This is a genomic window from Colwellia sp. 6_MG-2023, assembly GCF_030547765.1.
Classification (GTDB): Bacteria; Pseudomonadota; Gammaproteobacteria; order Enterobacterales; family Alteromonadaceae; genus Colwellia.
This window is the reverse complement of the sequence record NZ_JAUOPP010000018.1, coordinates 34592-52960: the sequence shown is the minus strand read 5'-3', so window position 1 is coordinate 52960 and position 18369 is coordinate 34592. Positions and strand designations below refer to the sequence as shown.

11 protein-coding genes are annotated in these 18369 nt (G+C 35.5%); 10 read left to right on the top strand and 1 reads right to left on the bottom strand.

Going from position 1 to position 18369, the window contains the following annotated elements; genetic code table 11:
* Positions 1–5 precede the first annotated feature (5 nt).
* The 10 genes from Q4503_RS12300 to Q4503_RS12255 all read left to right on the top strand — a co-directional run bounded on the left by Q4503_RS12300 (position 6) and on the right by Q4503_RS12255 (position 14835).
* A complete protein-coding gene (locus tag Q4503_RS12300; RefSeq protein WP_303602454.1) occupies positions 6–2420 on the top strand; it encodes a DUF748 domain-containing protein in 2415 nt (804 codons plus the stop codon).
* Between the two features lie 214 nt (positions 2421–2634).
* The gene (locus Q4503_RS12295) at positions 2635–5697 is read left to right on the top strand and encodes a diguanylate cyclase (protein WP_303602453.1); all 3063 of its coding nucleotides are present in this window, start codon (positions 2635–2637) and stop codon (positions 5695–5697) included.
* A gap of 156 nt (positions 5698–5853) precedes the next feature.
* Positions 5854–7329, top strand: a complete 1476-nt coding sequence (locus Q4503_RS12290; RefSeq protein WP_303602452.1) for an ATP-binding protein — start codon at positions 5854–5856, stop codon at positions 7327–7329.
* A gap of 45 nt (positions 7330–7374) precedes the next feature.
* Complete coding sequence (locus tag Q4503_RS12285) at positions 7375–8040, top strand: response regulator (RefSeq protein ID WP_215973981.1); 666 nt, start codon at positions 7375–7377, stop codon at positions 8038–8040.
* A 239-nt stretch (positions 8041–8279) separates the two neighbouring features.
* Entirely contained in the window at positions 8280–8579 is a 300-nt protein-coding gene (locus tag Q4503_RS12280; protein WP_303602451.1) for an EF-hand domain-containing protein, read from the top strand.
* A complete protein-coding gene (locus tag Q4503_RS12275; RefSeq protein ID WP_303602450.1) occupies positions 8579–9040 on the top strand; it encodes a hypothetical protein in 462 nt (153 codons plus the stop codon). The genes Q4503_RS12280 and Q4503_RS12275 overlap by 1 nt, the downstream gene beginning before the upstream one ends.
* Before the next feature lie 449 nt (positions 9041–9489).
* The gene (locus Q4503_RS12270) at positions 9490–12102 is read left to right on the top strand and encodes a CotH kinase family protein (RefSeq protein WP_303602449.1); all 2613 of its coding nucleotides are present in this window, start codon (positions 9490–9492) and stop codon (positions 12100–12102) included.
* Between the two features lie 103 nt (positions 12103–12205).
* Positions 12206–13120, top strand: coding sequence for a polyphosphate polymerase domain-containing protein (locus Q4503_RS12265; RefSeq protein ID WP_303602448.1), 915 nt, complete (start codon positions 12206–12208; stop codon positions 13118–13120).
* Position 13121: 1 nt separating this feature from the next.
* Positions 13122–13739 (top strand): DUF4956 domain-containing protein, encoded by a 618-nt coding sequence (locus Q4503_RS12260; protein WP_303602447.1) that lies wholly within the window; start codon positions 13122–13124, stop codon positions 13737–13739.
* 10 nt (positions 13740–13749) lie between these two features.
* On the top strand, positions 13750–14835 hold the full coding sequence (locus tag Q4503_RS12255) for an OprO/OprP family phosphate-selective porin (RefSeq protein WP_303602446.1): 1086 nt from the start codon (positions 13750–13752) through the stop codon (positions 14833–14835).
* Between the two features lie 100 nt (positions 14836–14935).
* On the opposite strand, the gene Q4503_RS12250 is transcribed toward Q4503_RS12255, so the two are convergent.
* Positions 14936–18253 (bottom strand): DEAD/DEAH box helicase, encoded by a 3318-nt coding sequence (locus Q4503_RS12250; protein WP_303602445.1) that lies wholly within the window; start codon positions 18251–18253, stop codon positions 14936–14938.
* Between the last annotated feature and the right edge of the window lie 116 nt (positions 18254–18369).

Below are 18369 nucleotides of genomic sequence, written 5' to 3'. Positions count from 1 at the left end.
TATCTATGAACACACCTGCTTCTACTCCAAAAAAATCACTGTTTTCACATAAATTACTAAAAATAATCCCCGCAATATTTATAAGTATCTATCTGATTATTTGGGGTATTTCATCTCCTGTTAGTAAGTACTTTATTGAACCTGTATTACAAGAACAGGGATTAACACTATCGTCTGAAGCGAGCATTTACTACAACCCCTTTTTAAGCCAATTAACGATTAAAGATTTTGCATTATTTAGTAATGAAGAAAAAAAAGTATTTTCTTTAGATAAGTTAACCGTTCGCTTAACCTTATATCGTTTATTATTCGACGAGGTTGTCGTTAGTGAATTTGAACTAAATGATGCTTATCTTAACGTTGTAAAAACGCCTTCTCAGCTAATCATTGCAGGTATTGATTTAAATAAAGAAAGTGATGCTACACCTGAAGAAAAAACACCTGAAACTGTATCAGAGCCACTTCCATTTCAGCTAATATTGCCACGATTATCATTAAATACAGTCAATATTGAACTCAATAATAACGAGATTAATCACCAGATAAACATCGATGAGCTATTAATTAGCCAAGTAAAAGCTGATCTTAAATCTCAAACGGCGCTCTTAAGTCTGCAAAGTGTTGTCGATGGCACAGCACTGGAACTAACAGCTGATGCAGTGTTTGATAACGGACAAGGTGAAGTAAATAGTCAGTTATCACTCAACGGTTACCCAATTCAAAAAGTACAACCTTACGTCGCCGAACTATCTGAATTAAGTGGTTTGCTTTCTTTTACAAGTCAGCAAAAGCTAACTATCGCGTCAGATATAGTTAAATTACATGTGAATAAAGCTGAACTTAGCAACACAGACCTTATTGTTGGTTATCAACAACAATTTGTTACCCTTAAAAACTTTGAAACAAATATCGATGATCTACTGCTGACACTCAGTGGCGATGAAATTACTGAGTTAAGTGGTATGAGCCAAGTAACGCTGAATGATGCAGAGGTGCATTATGAAAAAGCCAGTCAAAAATTAGCTTACATTAAGCAATTAGCATTACAAGATATTAGCTTTTATTTAACTAACGGCGAGCCACAAGTAAAAATAGCAAATTTTATTGTTGACGAAATTTATGGGTCAAAAAATGAAGATACTGTACATCCCCCTATCGTGACTTTAAAACAATTTAGTGTCAAAGATGTATTTGCTAATGCCAAACAACTCTCTATCGATACAATCATTTTAGATAGCTTACAAAGTAACCTAATTTTAAATGAAGAAAGTGCGTTAGCTAACTTAGTGTCATTACCTATAGCAAAAGATGGATCTGAAAAAGATGAAGCGCAAGAAGAAATGGTCGCCGTTGTTGAAGTTGCAGACCCAACACAAGACGCTCCCTTTATTATTTCATTAAACGAGTTTTCATTAATAAATGATAACCAGCTAACACTGTTAGATAATAGTGTTGAACCTATGATGCAAAGTAAAGTGATTATAGACACACTAACACTAGGTGCATTAAGTAATGCAGTTAGCAAACAAGAAGAGCAAACACCATTCGAATTAAAAGGCCGCATTAATAAATATGCTCACTTTGATTTTAAGGGGTTCACCCTGCCCTTTTCTCAAACTCAAAAACATCATTTAGAAGGCTCTTTACAAGAACTTTCATTACCAGCAGTTTCTCGCTACATGAAAAAAGCAGTAAATATGGAACTAAAAAGTGGTCAACTCAATACTGATATTAATGTGACGCTAACAGGGGAAGAGCTTAATGGTAAGATCCTTATTCTATTACGAAGTTTAGAAACAGCGGTAGCAGGCAGTGATGAAGCAGGCTCTCTGATTGAGCAAGGCGCATTACCTTTTAATATGGCGCTTGGCATGCTTAAAGATGGTCATGGTGATGTAGAGCTTGATGTGCCGCTATCAGGTTCAACCTCAGATCCAAATTTTGGTATGAGTAGTATCGTCACTTTAATAACCCAAAAAGCTATTTGGATGGCTACAAAAGAGTACGTTATGACGACATTCGTCCCTTATGCAAATGTTGTTTCTGTTGCGATGAGCGTAGGTGAATTTGCCTTAAAATTACGTTTTGATGATTTAATATATCAAACCAAACAAATAGAACCAAATGAAGCACAACAGGCCTACTTACAAGGTTTTATCGCCTTAATGCAAGATAAAGAAAAAACCCGAGTAAATATTTGTGGTATTAGTGTCCCCGGCGATATTAATCTGAGTGCTGGCACCAAAATAACAGATGCAAAACATATTAATCAACTCAAAGAAATTGCCGAGCAACGAGAAGCCGCGTTTAAAGATTATATTATAGAGCATGGCGGCATTGCTTCATCAAGGCTGTTATTATGTTCTCCTAAAATAGACAGTAGCGAAAACGCACAACCGCGTATAGAATTATCTGTTTAATCATTTCCTGTTTATTTTACTAAGCAAGCTTAGCTCTACATTAATAGAGCTAAGTTTCCTCATTAACAATAGTATCAGCAATTATTATATTAACTTACCAGCAACCTTATATTGATTGATGATAGAAATACGCAGTTAAATACACTAAGATAATATTATTATATTTTAAACGCACTTTATTGTTAGCACATTCAGGTTTAGGGGATATATTTTATTGTTTTTTAATAAATTTACATGTTTTATTATATTTCTTACTGGCATTATTTTACCTGCTTTCAGTAATGAACGTCCTTCACAACTAACTAACGAATACTCTGTTGAAATGTTAACAGCAGAAGATGGTTTTGTTGCGTCAGAAATCTACTCCATTATTCAAGATACTCAAGGGTTACTTTGGTTTGGTACCGGTGAAAATGGCGTTATGTGCTACGACGGCCGTAAAGTCACTCTTTTTGAGTCTGACGGTATTAGTACTACTGGTTTATCCCATAATTATGCTGGCAATCTGATGTTAGACCGTGAAGGAAAGATATGGATCGGTACATGGGGAGGTGGCGCTAACCTGTATGATCCTACTACCGGAGAATTTAAATATTTTATTCATGATGTAAAACGTGCTGATTCTATTTCATCTAACCGCATACAAAGCTTGTATCACGATCAAGAAGGTACTATTTGGTTAGGCTCCTATGAACATGGCTTGAATAAATATCTTGGCGGTAATAGCTTTGAGCACGTTCAAAAAGTTGAAGGCACCGAATCAAGTTTATCTCATAATAGAATATGGGATATTGAAGATAACGATAGTGATAGCCTTTGGATAGCGACGAGCTTTGGCTTAAATTTATATAATAAGCGGAACCATACTTTTTCCCATTTCCTCCCAGACCCAGAAAATTTAACGCCTACAGGCGCAAACGAAATTAGAAGCATTTTAAAAACGTCAAAAAATAAAATTTATGTTGGCACTCAAAAAGGGCCCTTTATATTTGATAAAGTAAATAGTACTTTTAGCTCATTAGAAACGTTAATCGATCAAAATTTAGGTCAAGTCAATTCAATGATTGAAGACCATAAAGGTAATATTTGGTTTGTGACGAGTAAAGGCTTATTTCATCAACTACACTCAAGTTCCCACATTGAAAAATTTGAGCTTGAATACAGTCATGGTTTAAGAATAGCTTTTGAAGATAGCTCCAGAACATTATGGGTTACTAATGAGAATCACGGTATTTACAAAATAATACCAAAACGAAAATTTAAAACTATTAATAGTAATAATTTAACAGCTCCTAATGGCATCACTGCTGATCCTAATGGCGATGTGTTAATTGCATCATCATTATCTGCCTTGTATAAATGGCACGTATCATCACAAAAGTTAGAAACATTATCACCAAATATTTTTAGTAATGAGAATAGCTATGAAGGAAATAGGTTATTCGATAAGCCTATTATGGTTTCAGATGGAGTAAACAGTATATGGCTTGGACAGGATGATGGCTTAGCTAAATTTAACTTCATTACTAAACAAGTTCAATTAGTAAAATATCCTCCATCAGATCCACATTACAAACAGTTTCGAGAGATACGAGCACTTAACATTGATCGTCATGGCATTATTTGGATAGGAACATATAAAAACGGTATTTATCACTATAATCCATCAACTAATAGTTTCACCCACTTAGATGACGCTTTGGGCCTATCTCACCCAGAAGTATTAAAAATATATAAAGACAATGAACAAAAGATCTGGGTTGGTACTGGTGATGGGTTAAACCTTTGGGATGAAGAGAATCAAAAGTTTACTATATTTAAGCATGATATAAATAAAACAGGTAGTTTATTAGGGAAGATCGTCCAAGATATCTATCAATCACAAGATGGGAAATTGTGGATTGCCACACAAAAAGGGCTTAATTTATATACTTCTAAAACTAAAACGTTTAAACATTTTGGCAAGAAAAATGGGTTACCTACATCATTAATCCGTGCAATTACCGACGATAACAATGGCAATTTGTGGCTAACAACTAACAAAGGAATTTCAAAATTAAATCCGCAAACCGAAGAGGTAACTAACTTTGATCGCTATAGTGGGTTATTAGGCCTAAATTATTACCCTGGTAGTCTAGTAAAAGCTGCTAATGAAACTCTCTTTACCAGTAGTCAACGAGGTGTTGAATTTTTTAGTACCTCACCTATTGAAACAAATGATCATGAATTTAATATTGTATTAACTGGTTTCAATAAAATGGGGAAACCTGTCAAACTTGATACACCTCACGCTTATATCAGTGAAATACAACTATCTTATCTTGATTATTTTTTCTCTTTTGAATTTTCGGTATTAGACTTTGTTTCTCCCACTAAAAATATGTATGCCTATAAATTAGAAGGATACGATGAAAACTGGATTGACATGGGCAATAGGAATATAGTTTCTTTTAACAATTTAGATGGTGGTACCTATAAATTATTGGTGAAAGCAACAAACAGTAGCGGTAAATGGGGCAAGAAAATATTGTCCATTGACCTCGTTGTATCTCCCCCTCCCTGGAAAACGTGGTGGGCTTATAGTCTATACGTATTAGTTTCTATTCTAACGATATTTATCTTTATTTATTTTAGAACACGACTACAACAAAAAGAAATTGATAGACAGAAAAAGTTTGTTGTTGCACTTGAGGAGCAAGTCATGGAAAAAACTGCGTCATTGAATGCCCAAGCTAAAGACCTTATAGCAGTAAATAAGCAATTAGAGATACTTACCTATCAAGATGGCTTAACCGGTTTATATAATCGACGATATTTTGATAAACGCTTAACTGAAGAGATAAGTAGACATCGCCGTCAAAAACAACCGCTTTCGCTTATTATTGCTGATATAGACCACTTTAAACTTTTTAATGATTTTTATGGACATCAAAAAGGAGATGAGTGTCTTAAGCAAGTAGCTCAATGCATTATTGAAAATGTAGCCCGTATTACCGACGCCAATTGCCGTTATGGTGGCGAAGAATTTGCCATTATTCTACCAAATACCTCAATAGCCGAATCAACTCTTGTTGCGGAACGCTTATGCTCGGCAGTAGAAAATCTGAAAATTGTCCACGAAAAATCAATAACTAGCGCATTTATTACCTTAACATTAGGTGTTGTCACTGTATCTCAAGCACAAAAAACCTCGGTAGATTCAATCGTGTTAAGTGCTGATAAAGCACTTTATCTTGGTAAATCCAATGGCAGAAATAACGTAACACGCGCCGAATAAAATCATAAAAATTGGTTCTGTTATTTTACTTCCATTATTTCTGGTTTATGCACATAGTTTGCACATTGTTTAGTTATGCTTAAGCATTGTTGAAAAGTGTGAATATTGCGATATTACACTTGATTTATCCCGACTGGACTAGGATCGTATTTTCAAATGAAAATTCAAAATAAATTATTTTTGATTTTATTTAGCTTTAGTTTTTTACTCGTCGCTTTATTAGTCTTCCTGATGCAATGGAGCATTGGTAAAGGCATGATTAACTATGTAAATACCAAAGAAATAGAAGCGCTAGAGCCCGTGGTAATCGAGCTAGCTAAAGAATATCAGATAAAAAATAATTGGCTTAGCATGAAAGGACGTCATGGTAAATTTATCCGCTTAGTTTCCAAGCAACTTGCTGACAGTAACTTTACCTCAAAACAAAAAAGTCGCTCACCTGAACATTTATCTTTTCGTCGCCCGCCACCAATGCGTCCTGCAGAAGAACAAGGTCGGCCACCTAGAAATGACTTCCATGAGGGAAGAACACCACCACCCCGAGAAAATGAAGCATTTTATGCATTACTTGATCATAATAAAAACCTGGTGGTTGGTAAATATATTGAGGAAATTGAATACAGCAAAACAGAAGTAATCGTTGATGATACTATCGTAGGCTATTTTGCTGTTTCTAAACGTAATCAACTTACCCAAGGTTACGAAGTCGACTTTATTGAACAGCAACAATATTACTTATGGATTATAGCATTATTTGTTATGAGCCTAGTTGCCTTAGTAACACTACCATTAACGCGACATTTAGTTGAACCTCTAAAATTAATTACCCAAGGTATGCATAAACTCACCCAAGGTGACTATCAGCAATCCATCAACTTAAACAGAGAAGATGAACTTGGCAGATTAAGTAGGGACTATAATGAATTAGCACATTCTTTGGCAGAGAATGAAATTACCCGAAAACGTTGGCTCGCTAATATTTCTCATGAATTGCGTACTCCTGTAGCTATTTTACGTGGTGAATTAGAAGCTATGTTAGATGGAGTTAGACCACTAAATAAAAAAAATATTGCTTCAGCAAATGATGAAGTAAAACACCTTCAACGATTAATTGACGATTTAAATTTACTTACCAGTGCTGACATTGGAGGAATGCGCTATCGTAAGAAAAATGAAGAATTAACACAATTAATGCATAGTGTAATAGATACATATCATAGTTATTTGAATGACGCTGGTATCAAACTTACTACTGACATTATCGATGAAAAAATTAATGTCTTCATCGATAAAACTCGCCTTTGTCAATCATTTGAGAATATCATTAATAATGCAATAAAATACTCAACCGCTACATGCTTTAACATCTCTTTAAGCATTGAAAATACTAATCATAGCTCAAACGTATTGATAAAATTTGAAGATAATGGTGTCGGCGTAGACGATATTCATTTGAGCCATTTATTCGAGCATTTATACCGTGTTGAAGATTCTCGAAATAGAAAAACTGGCGGCTCTGGTTTGGGTCTGTCGATATGTCGGCATATTGTCATGGCACATCAAGGAGAAATTACCGCTGAAAACTCACCTCTTGGTGGTTTAGCCATTATTATTAAGTTACCTATAGTTTAATAATACATAATTCACTCACACTTATTCCTGTTTGAGAGTACTAAAATGTCAAATTCAATATTGATTGTAGAAGATGAAATTAAACTTGCAGAGTTGTTAGCTGATTATTTCAAATTGACCGAATATGAGCCTCATTTGATTCATCATGGTGATGAGGTTATTACTTGGGTAAAAGAGCATCAACCTAGCGTGATTTTACTCGACATTATGCTACCAGGTAAAAACGGCATAGATATATGCAAAGAAATTCGTCAATTTTCTAATATTCCTATTTTACTCGTCACCGCAAAAGTTGAGGAAATAGATCGATTATTAGGGCTAGAATTAGGTGCAGATGACTATATATGCAAACCCTTTAGCCCGCGCGAAGTTGTTGCTCGAGTTAAAGCCGTTTTAAGAAGAACCCAAACAATTCACTATAATACCGAAATACTCAAACTTGATGAACACCGTTTTACCGTTGAGTTCCACAATCAAGAAGTTGCCTTAACCTCGGTAGAGTTTCAATTGTTAAAGCCTTTAGCAAACAAGCCTGAAAGAATTTTTACCCGTGAACAATTAATGCAAAACATGTATTCAGATCAACGTATTGTAAATAATCGCACTATTGATAGTCACATCAAAAAATTGCGCAAAAAGCTCGCTGATATAAGTGAAGGAAAAGACTGGATTCAATCTGTTTACGGTACAGGTTATCGCTTAATGTTGTAGCTTACTTGAAATTATAAAGCTTTACAGTATTAATACCGTGCCTTAATTAACGGAACTTCTGCGTAATAAATATCCTTTTTATTTTGTTTTATTTATTAATGATAGCAATTCTAAAACTTCCTCTTTTCTTGCACATTATTTGCAATTTCTGTTGTTAATATTACTTTGAAAAATAGCTTTGCATAGTAATTTTGAACATGGTTATTCACAATATTAACCATGCAGCAACAGGAGATTTTATGAATATATATATCAAGCAGGCAATAGTCGTTACATTATTAGTCTTAGCCTCAAACCAAGTATTAGCAAAAAACACTCAAAATGACGGAGATAGACCATCTCGCCCTACTTTTGAATCCATAGATAGTAATAGTGATGGTGATATCGATTTTGATGAGTTTTCATCTCATGAACTGCCGCATGGTGACCATCAAACCGTATTCGATGAAATAGATACTGACAACAATGGCGTGATAAGTAATGAAGAATTTACTAACCATAAGCCGCCAAGACCACAAAATCGTAAGGGTAACTCATAATGATTAATAACATTAGCTCTAGCATGCAAATGCCACAACAAAGAACAGGACAAAGTTTAACTGAAGATCAACAAAGCATTCTGAGCGAAACATTATCGCAATATGATGCAGAAAATTTGAGCGAATCAGATGCCCTTAACATTGTCGAAACCCTGTCACAAGCTGGAATTCAGCCTAGTGGAGCAATGGAAAAAGCGATGTCTGATTTAGGTTTTGACGCAAAAAGTATTGGTGACATAGCCAACGTATCTGAAGACGGTAACAGACCACCGCCACCGCCGAAACAAAGTACGGAAGAAATTACTTCAATGGTTGATTACTTAGCAGAACTAATGGAAGAAAAGTTAGCAGCAAGCAGCAGTAACGAACTAAGCGATGAAGATAAGGAATCTATCTTAACGCAAGTTTACCAAAAATTTGATATTGAAGATGGTGAATCCATTATTAATACCACTGCATAAAACTTACACTGATTTTAATATTTAGCTTGTTTATACCCGTTACCATTCAAGATGCAGGTTTCAGTGGGAACTAAAAACAATTTAGGCAAGGCATTAAGTTTACGTCATGGTTATTCCCTTACTAAAGTTAATAACGCGGCATAAATTGTTTTTAGACCCATCGAAGAAGCGCTTGAGCAAAATCACTTCTTCGTTAGTGCTTTTTATAAGGGAACGACCATTATTACAAAACACTGCCTTGAATTGATATCGCTCAAGCACTCTGAAATACGCATATTGATTGGTAACGGGTATATATTCAGTGTTGTTCTGAAAAAAGCGTTGCTCTTATAAGGGCAACGCTTTTTTAATTTTGTCATATTATTGTAACATTCCTCATTTGTTGCACATTGTTTGCACCGTCTCTTAATAAAGTGTCCTTCTCGTATGACTTTTTAAGAAGCTAACAAATGAAATATTCACCTCTCTTATCTTATACTTTATTACTCAGTAGCAGCTTGTTATTCGGCTGTGGTGATTCGAGTAGTGAAGATAGTTCTACTGAAAGTGACCCAACCGTCAATGATTCAACTGAAATAACACAACCCTCAACGTTTTCAAGCTTGATTATCAATGAAATTGTCGCCAGCGCTGCAGATGATGGTAACGATTGGATTGAGCTATATGCGCTTGAAGGCCCAGTAAATTTATCAAGTTATAGTATAGTGGATGATAGTACAGAACACGCTGCTCAAGCATTACCTGATATTACATTAGCTCAAGGCGACTTTATTGTTATTCAAGCCATTGATGAAACCGACACCCCACCTACCGATGGTTATTATGTAACATTTAAACTAGGTAGTGATGATGCTGTCACCTTATTTAAAGATGATGTGCAAGTAGATCAATTAGATTGGGAAGAAGGCGATGCAATCGAAGGCACTAGTTATGGGCTATTCATTGATGGCTCAGGGAGTGAGCAAACGTTATCACCAACCCCTGGAGAGGCTAATATAGAATACACTGCCACTGAAGTAGTTATTCGCGATGTAATACTTAACGAAGATGCACCACTACGTATTAATGAAATTGTCGCTAATGATAGTGACGGAGGTTATGACTGGTTTGAGCTTTATGCTACTGGAGATACTGCGGTTTATTTAGGTGACTACACCATAGCAGATGAAAATAATGAATTATTTTCTCTACCTAGCATAACACTGAATCCAGGGGAGTTTTACCAAATATATGCGACAAGTGATGAGATAGAAAATAGCGAGACCGTTAACTTAAAGCTAGGCTCAAGTGACCAATTAAGCTTATATCAAGGCGATGATCTGGTTGACCAACTAAAATGGAGTAAAGGACAAGCATTAATTAATTATAGTTATGGTCGCTTTCCTGATGGCAGTGACGGAACCCAAACACTGAGACCTTCACCTAAAGCTTATAACAGCACAGCACTTCATGGCCCATTATTAATTAATGAAATAGTGGCAAGTGATATTGATGGCGGCAATGATTGGTTTGAATTATATAACAATGGCACTACCAATATTTCTCTTGCAAATTATCAAGTTATTGATGAAAGTGATGACATTGATCCCGTAACACTACCTGACGTTGTTTTAGCGCCTAATGAATATATCGTTATCTACGCAACAGATGAAGATCCTAATGATTATTACGTTCCTTTTAAACTAGGTAAAACAGACGAATTAAGTCTTATATTAAATGATGAAACCGTTGATTATATCGATTGGGACGACAGTGATGTTATTGCTGGCTTTAGTTATGGATTAAGCGATAGTTCCAATAGCAGCGAAACCAGCTGGGATAAAGACTTTTTAACACCAACACCTGGTAGAGAAAATGAACTAGCGACCGCTTTTAACTTAAGTGTTGTTAATGATTTATACATTAATATCAGTACCGAAAACTGGCAAGATATTTTAGAGAACCCGCTTGACGAAGAATACCATGAAACCAGCATCACCTTTAATGGTGTAACGTTAGACAGTGTTGCTATTCGAACTAAAGGTGGTTCCAGTTTAAGCAGCGTTGCACAATCAACCAGTGACCGATATAGCTTTAAACTTGATATTAATGAATATGTTGACGGACAAAAATTCTTTGGTCTGAAGAAGTTTACCCTTCAAAACTCTTTTAACGATCCTTCTTATATGCGTGAAGTGATCGCCTACGAATTGCTAGATGAAATGGGCGTAGCAACACCAAAAAATTCTTATGTTAACTTCTACGTCAACGGTGAACTATTTGGCTTATACCTTATGGTTGAAGCGATTGATGGTGAATTTTTAGAGAATCACTTCACTAACTCGAATGGTGACCTATACAAGCCAGACGGTACAGGTAGCGATCTGCTCTGGATAAATGGTGACATTGATAGCTACAGTGACATTAATTTACAAACCAACGAAGAAACCACTGATAACGGTGCCTTTATCAATTTTGTTGAACAAATGGATAATGGCTCTACTGACGTAATTGATACTGATAGCTTACTTAGATATATGTCAGTTAGTGTTGCCTTATCAAACCTCGACAGTTATCACGGTACTTTAGCGCATAACTACTACATTTATGAACAAGATGGCGTCTTTAGTTTCCTACCTTGGGATTTTAATGAGTCTTTTGGCACATTTTCTATGAACTGTAATGCCGATATGAGAGAGCTTTATATCGACGAGCCAACCAGTGGTGCTCTGGCTGATAGACCTATGATTGCTAATGTATTCGCCGATGATGACAGCTTAGCTATTTACCATGAATATTTATGGCAATTAATTGACGGGCCTTTATCAAGTGGTACTTTCAGTGCACGTGTCACAGAAATTGCAGATTTAATTCGTGAACATGTAGCGAACGATCCAAGTGCTTTTTATGGTGAAGCTGCATTCGAGCAAAACCTTAATTCGACAGTGAGTAACTTTTTTGGCTTAACCGAGTTTGTCGACTACCGTGTAGAGAATATGACTAAGCAATTGCTAGGTGATCTTCCTTCAACCAATAATGGTAGTGGTTTTTGTAGTAGCTCAGTTGGTGGTCCACCGCGTTAAGACTCAATAATAATTATAGTGACAGAAGCGAGCCCTCTCATATAACTCTCAATTCTGTCTCTGTATTCCCCGTCTATCACTATTAATTTTGAGCGAGAAACCAATGGAAATTATGCAACCTAATTTTGATCATGGTAACAACAATGATTTTTTTCAAAGCCCTGATTTACATATAAAAAACAAAATAAATATTGATGAAGCGAGCGTATTAGCAGATACAAAAATTTCGCCCCATCCATCATTAGAAGAAGCATTAAGTTTATTTAACAGTCATGGCCTTAATGACCTTGATGCGGCTAATTTAATGAATAGGGTGGATAGTAAATTTATTCTGCCATTAGCATTTTTACCTGATTTACTTATACAGTTAAAAAGCTCATATACCGTACTTGAAATAAACAGTAATCGAGTTTCTAGTTACCACAATCAGTATTTTGACACACCTAATATGTCACTGTACCACGATCACCATAATGGTAAATTAAACCGCTATAAAGTACGTCGTCGTCGTTATGTTGATACGAATACTGAATTTTTAGAAGTAAAACTAAAAAACAATAAAAAACGTACCATCAAAAGTCGAATTAAGCTTGCTGGTGAAGAAAATGAGTATGCTCGATGTGCGCAATTTATTGATAAAAAAATGCATATCAACGTTAATACCCTAGATATCAGCCAACAAGGTGGCTACAAGCGTATTGCATTGGCTAACGAAGCACAGGCAGAACGACTAACGCTAGACTTTGATCTTTGGTACCAAGACCGCAGAGGAAATAACAACGTAAAACTTCCTGGTTTTTTTATTGCAGAGCTTAAACAAAATAAAAAGTCTAAACGCTCACTTTTTTATCAACTAATGAGCACCAACAATATTTTTCCTACTTCTTTTAGTAAGTACTGTATTGGCTGCGCATTGCTATACAACACGTCAATAAAATCGAATCAATTTAAAGCCATTTTGTCACATATAGAAAAACTTAACCGCATTGAGCAAACTTCATTTTTAAAGAGTAATTAGTATGACTGAATTAGACATCATTTTTATCACCCGTTTTTTCATAAACTTAGCGTCATTATTTCTATTATGTTACGCCTGTTATTATCGCGTTAACAAAAACTCAACCGTAGCAAGTTCCTTTGTTTTATTTGGTGTGGGTATTTTTGTGATCACTTACCTTCTACATGGCGTTGATATGTCTATGGAGTTTTCTTTCGGACTATTTGCTGTTTTCACTATGCTCAGATACCGCACTGAATCGATTTCTATTAAAGAAATGACTTACTTGTTTTTAGTAACCGCGATTGCTTTATTAACATCGGTTGGTCAAATGAACTTAATGGATTTAATGACACTTAACATTGTGATTTGTCTGCTCGCTTTTGTAATGGACTCCAAACTATTTAGCAAAGGTTATCTAACACAGAGTATTTGTTATGAACGAATAGAAAACATAACGCCTGCAAATAGAAATATATTGATTAACGACTTAAGGGTAAGAACGGGCTTACAAGTTGAAACTGTAGAAATTGAACATATCGACTTTCTACGTGATACCGCTCAATTAACGGTGAGTTATAGCCCGCAAGCCAGCAATGCGACTCATACAGCTTCACAAACTCTAATTAAAACGAGCTAGAGGTAATACTATGAACCAGACTCCCTTACTTGCAAAATTAATAACATTTACATTATCTTGCTGTGTACTTAGCCCAATATTACAAGCAAAAAGTAATGATGTTGATATCAGTGGTTACGTTATGATTGATCATAACGATTTTGACGATTCCTTTTTAGAAAATGAGGGCGAGCCAACAAGCGAAACAGCTATTCGTCGCGCTCGACTTAGCTTTAAAAATAAAATTGATGATAATTGGAAAACAAAACTACAACTAGGATTTTCGGATGACACAGCAGAAATTAAAGACGCGTATCTAAAATATAGTGGCTGGCAATGGGCGGATCTTACCTTAGGACAACAAAAAGAAGGCTTTGGCTTAGAAAAGTTAACCAGTTCACGCAACACCATGATGATGGAGCGCAGCTTAGTTACCGAAGCTCTTAGTCCTGGACGTTCTATCGGGGCCAATTTATCGGGTGATTTCTCATCGTTTACATGGCAACTTGGTTATTTTAGACCCGACGAAACTCAAAGTAGTTCAGCGATAACAGGCCGATTGACTTGGCTTCCTTGGCAACAAGAAAATAATCTGGTTCACCTCGGTGTCGCATTTAGTGAGCGCGATCTTGATGGTAGTGAATATCGTATTAATGAACCGCTTGAAGTCAATTTTTCTGATTCTTTATTTGAAGGTACAGATCTATTAGCTGAAGATGTTTCTTTACAAGGAATAGAATTTCTATGGCAACAACATGGTTTTACGACAACGGCAGAATGGCAGAAAGCCCGAGTAACTGATGTTAATTCACAAGAGTATGATTATGAAGGTGGCTACTTACAAGTAAGCTATCAATTGTCGGGTGATAACCGAGAATACAAAAAAGGTGAATTAGGCAGGGTCATTACACCAGGTTGGGAGTTAACAAGCCGATATAGTCAATTGGAATTAGTTGAAGAAGCAGAGAAAGCACAAATTTATTCGGTCGGCGTAAACTATACCATGGACAAAAACCTGAAATTTATGGCTGACTATATAAAAACCAAGCAATTAAAAAACAGTAGTGAATTTGACGCAGGAAATGCTATTACTTTAAGAGCACAATATACTTTCTAATTTCAAGTTTATTGAATAAGTAGCGTTTTAACTAGTATTACCACTAGTTAAAACGACTTCAAGCAAGTTAGCTAGGCTACTGACTAAGTTTATCGCTATTCTAGCTTAGTGGCGCAAGTAATGAACTTAAAATATCATCAGTTAAGCTTAGTTTGTTATCACTTACTTCTTCTGATAATAGTGCTTTAGCTAACTCTGCTTTATTTTGTTGTATTTTCTGAATCTTCTCTTCTATCGAATTTTCAATAATATACTTGTAAACAAAAACCGGCTTATTTTGTCCAATACGATAAGCCCTATCCGTCGCTTGATTTTCTACTGCAGGATTCCACCAGGGATCAAAGTGTATCACTGTATCAGCCGCTGTTAGGTTTAAGCCGACACCGCCTGCACGTAAACTAATTAAAAATACTGGAACTTCGCCTGCTTGAAATTTATCAACAACTTCTTGCCTATTTTTGGTTGATCCTGTTAATTTAACATAACCTATATTCGCTTTTACTAACTCATCTTCAATCAGCGCAAGCATACTGGTAAACTGAGAAAATATAAGTATTTTACGACCTTCAGCAATTTGTTCAGGTAGTGTTTCCATTAAGTAATCAAGCTTAGCAGATTGATTAACTTTTTCAGCTCCCTTAAGTGATAATAACTTAGGATGATTACAAACCTGTCTTAACTTTAATAACGCGTCTAGCACTTCAATTTGACTGCGTTTTAAACCTTTATCAGCAATAATATCTTTTAAACGGCTATCCATTGCTAAACGAACAGACTCATACAATTCAGCTTGTTTACCCTCAATACGTAACGTTTGAATAATTTCCGTTTTCTTGGGTAGCTCAGTCGCTATTTTGTCTTTCGTTCTGCGTAAAATGAATGGTTTAATACGTTGATTTAATAGCTGTTTACGCTCTTGCTCTCCGTGCTTTTCAATTGGGGTTCTAAATAACTTAGTAAATTGCTTTTGCCCGCCTAAAAAACCAGGTAGTAAAAAATTAAATTGTGCCCAAAATTCGCCTAAATGATTTTCCATAGGCGTACCCGTTAAACATAATTTATGCTTGGCCTTAAGCAGCATAAACGATTGATATAATTTAGTTTTAGTGTTTTTTATATAATGTGCTTCATCAAGAATCAAGTAATAAAATTGTTGCTCGCAATAATGTTCTAAATCTTTAGTTATCAAGGCATAACTGGTGATAATTACATCAACCTGTTGTTCAATGCCACCATCTCCTTCAAGACAACCAAAATGCTGTTTACGTTTTGTACCATGTAATATCTGATAAGAAAGTTCTGGGGTAAATTTTTCTATTTCATTTGCCCAGTTAAAAATAACACTCGTCGGTGCCACAATTAATACAGGTTTAGTCATTCGACCTTGCTGTTTTTCAATTAGCAAATGCGCCAAAGTTTGAATGGTCTTACCTAGCCCCATATCATCAGCCAAAATACCATTTAATTGATATTCTCGCAAAAACTGCAGCCAATTTAATCCTTGCTGCTGATAAGCTCTTAATGTTGCATTTAAGCCTTCTGGTACAGTAACCGAATCAACTTGTTGAAAGTTTTTTAATTTATCAGCCAGTGCTCTTAATTTAGTTGTACCAGTTGCGACCATGCCTTGGTCATCCAGCATGGATAATGTTTGATGACTTTGAAAGCGTGACAACTCCATAGTCCCGTCTTTATTTAACGCATTAGGCATAAACAATTCAATAAATTGTTTTAAAATTGGCTGAACACTTTCATAGCGTAAGGCAACAAATTCGCCATTTTCTAAATCAACATAAATAGGTGAATTAGGTTCAATAAGTAATTCTTTATCCTTAACTCCCTCTTCATTATCAATACTTTCTTCGTTAAAAAGTGCTGATCTAGGCAATTGTTCAATAGCGCTAATCAAAATAGGGAATGCTGGCATTTTTTTACCATCAATAGTCAAATTTAACCCTAATGAGAAAAAATCATGATCGCCCGTTTCAATTACTTCGGCATCAAATACGCTATCAGTGCTTAATGCTTTATAATGAAAATCATCAGTAAAACTTATATGCCAGCCTAATTCTTTCAGCAAAGGTAATTTTTGATCTAGAAAGCGATGCCAAAAATAACGGCCTTGCATTAGCATTAAAAATTCCGCTGGTTTTTCTTTCTTTAAAAACCCCTGATGGGTATACGCTTTACGCTTAGGCTGCACTGAAAAATGCAAGGTGTCGAGTTTATCGACTACCGATTGTTCAAAGGCTAAATCTCGATACAGCTTAGTATTGTTAACAGTATCACTAACAGTGGCATCTTCATTATGCGGATTAACTAATTGACCTTGATAAGAAAAACTAACTTTTACATATCCTGACTGAGGCTCCGCTCTTGCCGGTGTCGAAAAATGTAAATACACCTCAGGTCTCGTTAATTCTTGTGAGAATTGCGTTTTAGGTTTAGGTAAACGTTGCGAGGCATCTCCTAATGACATTGAGAGTTTATTTATTACCCAAGGTAGTTTATCTTCTTCAAAAATAGGCGAATTAAGTAAATCAGCTTCAAAATCACATTGCGTATTAGTTTTAATTTCTCCAAAGCAATTATGTTCTTCATCGTAATAGCACAGTGGTTGTGCTTTAATAATATGTATACTCGTTGAAGGCTCTTTTAAAACCAGTTGTAGAGTATGTAAGCTGTTATCTAGTGATAACCATTGCCAGTTTGCCTCTAACGGCTCACCTAAAGTAATCGCTTGATCTAAGTCATAATTGGCATGCCAAAAACAACGTTTAGTGTTAATTATGCGTTCAAACAAATCAAAGTATTTAATATTCTCACCAAATTGATTCGTTCGCATAAGCTCGGTAAGTACTGCTACATCATCATTATTGGCATAAGCACTATTAATTAATGATGTAGTAGAATATTCACTAATAAGCGATTTACTCCAACCACCACTTTTTTTCGGCCGCGTAGATTTAATTTCTAAGGTAAGATAATCGTCTTCGTTATAGCTATTTGGCTTTAAGAAATAGAGTAAGGATTTTTGTTGACTATTAGATTGATAACGACTCGGCTGTGCTTGAAAACGATTAATCCATTTTTCAATCACTTTTTCAGAAGAAGCGGTACTTCTTTCATCAAAGTTTTGGAGAATAAAGCACTGTGCTAACGCCGCGCCATGTTTACAATCTCGGCCAATATAGCAATCACAATAACTGGCAATAACACCGGACTTATTATTAAAAACTAAACGCGTTAAATAACTATTCTCTCGAGAACGCTCACTAAAAACGACACCTCGAATAGTTTCTCCATCAAGGGCGCAAGTTTTCACACCTTTGTTTTGAAAAATCCTTGTTCCTTTTTTCCATTCATTTAGGGTAAAATTTTGTTCAAGTAATTCAGGTGTAAATGTATTGTTAGCCATAAATTTTTATTATTAACTCTTCAACTTAGCCACACTTATCGAAAAGTGTCTTTGAAATATGATGTTCATTTTCCATGTGAAATATCATGGTAGCACTAAAGCCTTAGAAGCATCTA

Coding starts and splice junctions, on each gene's coding strand:
- Q4503_RS12250 (WP_303602445.1), bottom strand. CDS start 18,253: ATGGCTAACAATACATTTACACCTGAATTACTTGAACAAAATTTTACC.
- Q4503_RS12285 (WP_215973981.1), top strand. CDS start 7,375: ATGTCAAATTCAATATTGATTGTAGAAGATGAAATTAAACTTGCAGAG.
- Q4503_RS12280 (WP_303602451.1), top strand. CDS start 8,280: ATGAATATATATATCAAGCAGGCAATAGTCGTTACATTATTAGTCTTA.
- Q4503_RS12270 (WP_303602449.1), top strand. CDS start 9,490: ATGAAATATTCACCTCTCTTATCTTATACTTTATTACTCAGTAGCAGC.
- Q4503_RS12300 (WP_303602454.1), top strand. CDS start 6: ATGAACACACCTGCTTCTACTCCAAAAAAATCACTGTTTTCACATAAA.
- Q4503_RS12275 (WP_303602450.1), top strand. CDS start 8,579: ATGATTAATAACATTAGCTCTAGCATGCAAATGCCACAACAAAGAACA.
- Q4503_RS12265 (WP_303602448.1), top strand. CDS start 12,206: ATGGAAATTATGCAACCTAATTTTGATCATGGTAACAACAATGATTTT.
- Q4503_RS12260 (WP_303602447.1), top strand. CDS start 13,122: ATGACTGAATTAGACATCATTTTTATCACCCGTTTTTTCATAAACTTA.
- Q4503_RS12255 (WP_303602446.1), top strand. CDS start 13,750: ATGAACCAGACTCCCTTACTTGCAAAATTAATAACATTTACATTATCT.
- Q4503_RS12290 (WP_303602452.1), top strand. CDS start 5,854: ATGAAAATTCAAAATAAATTATTTTTGATTTTATTTAGCTTTAGTTTT.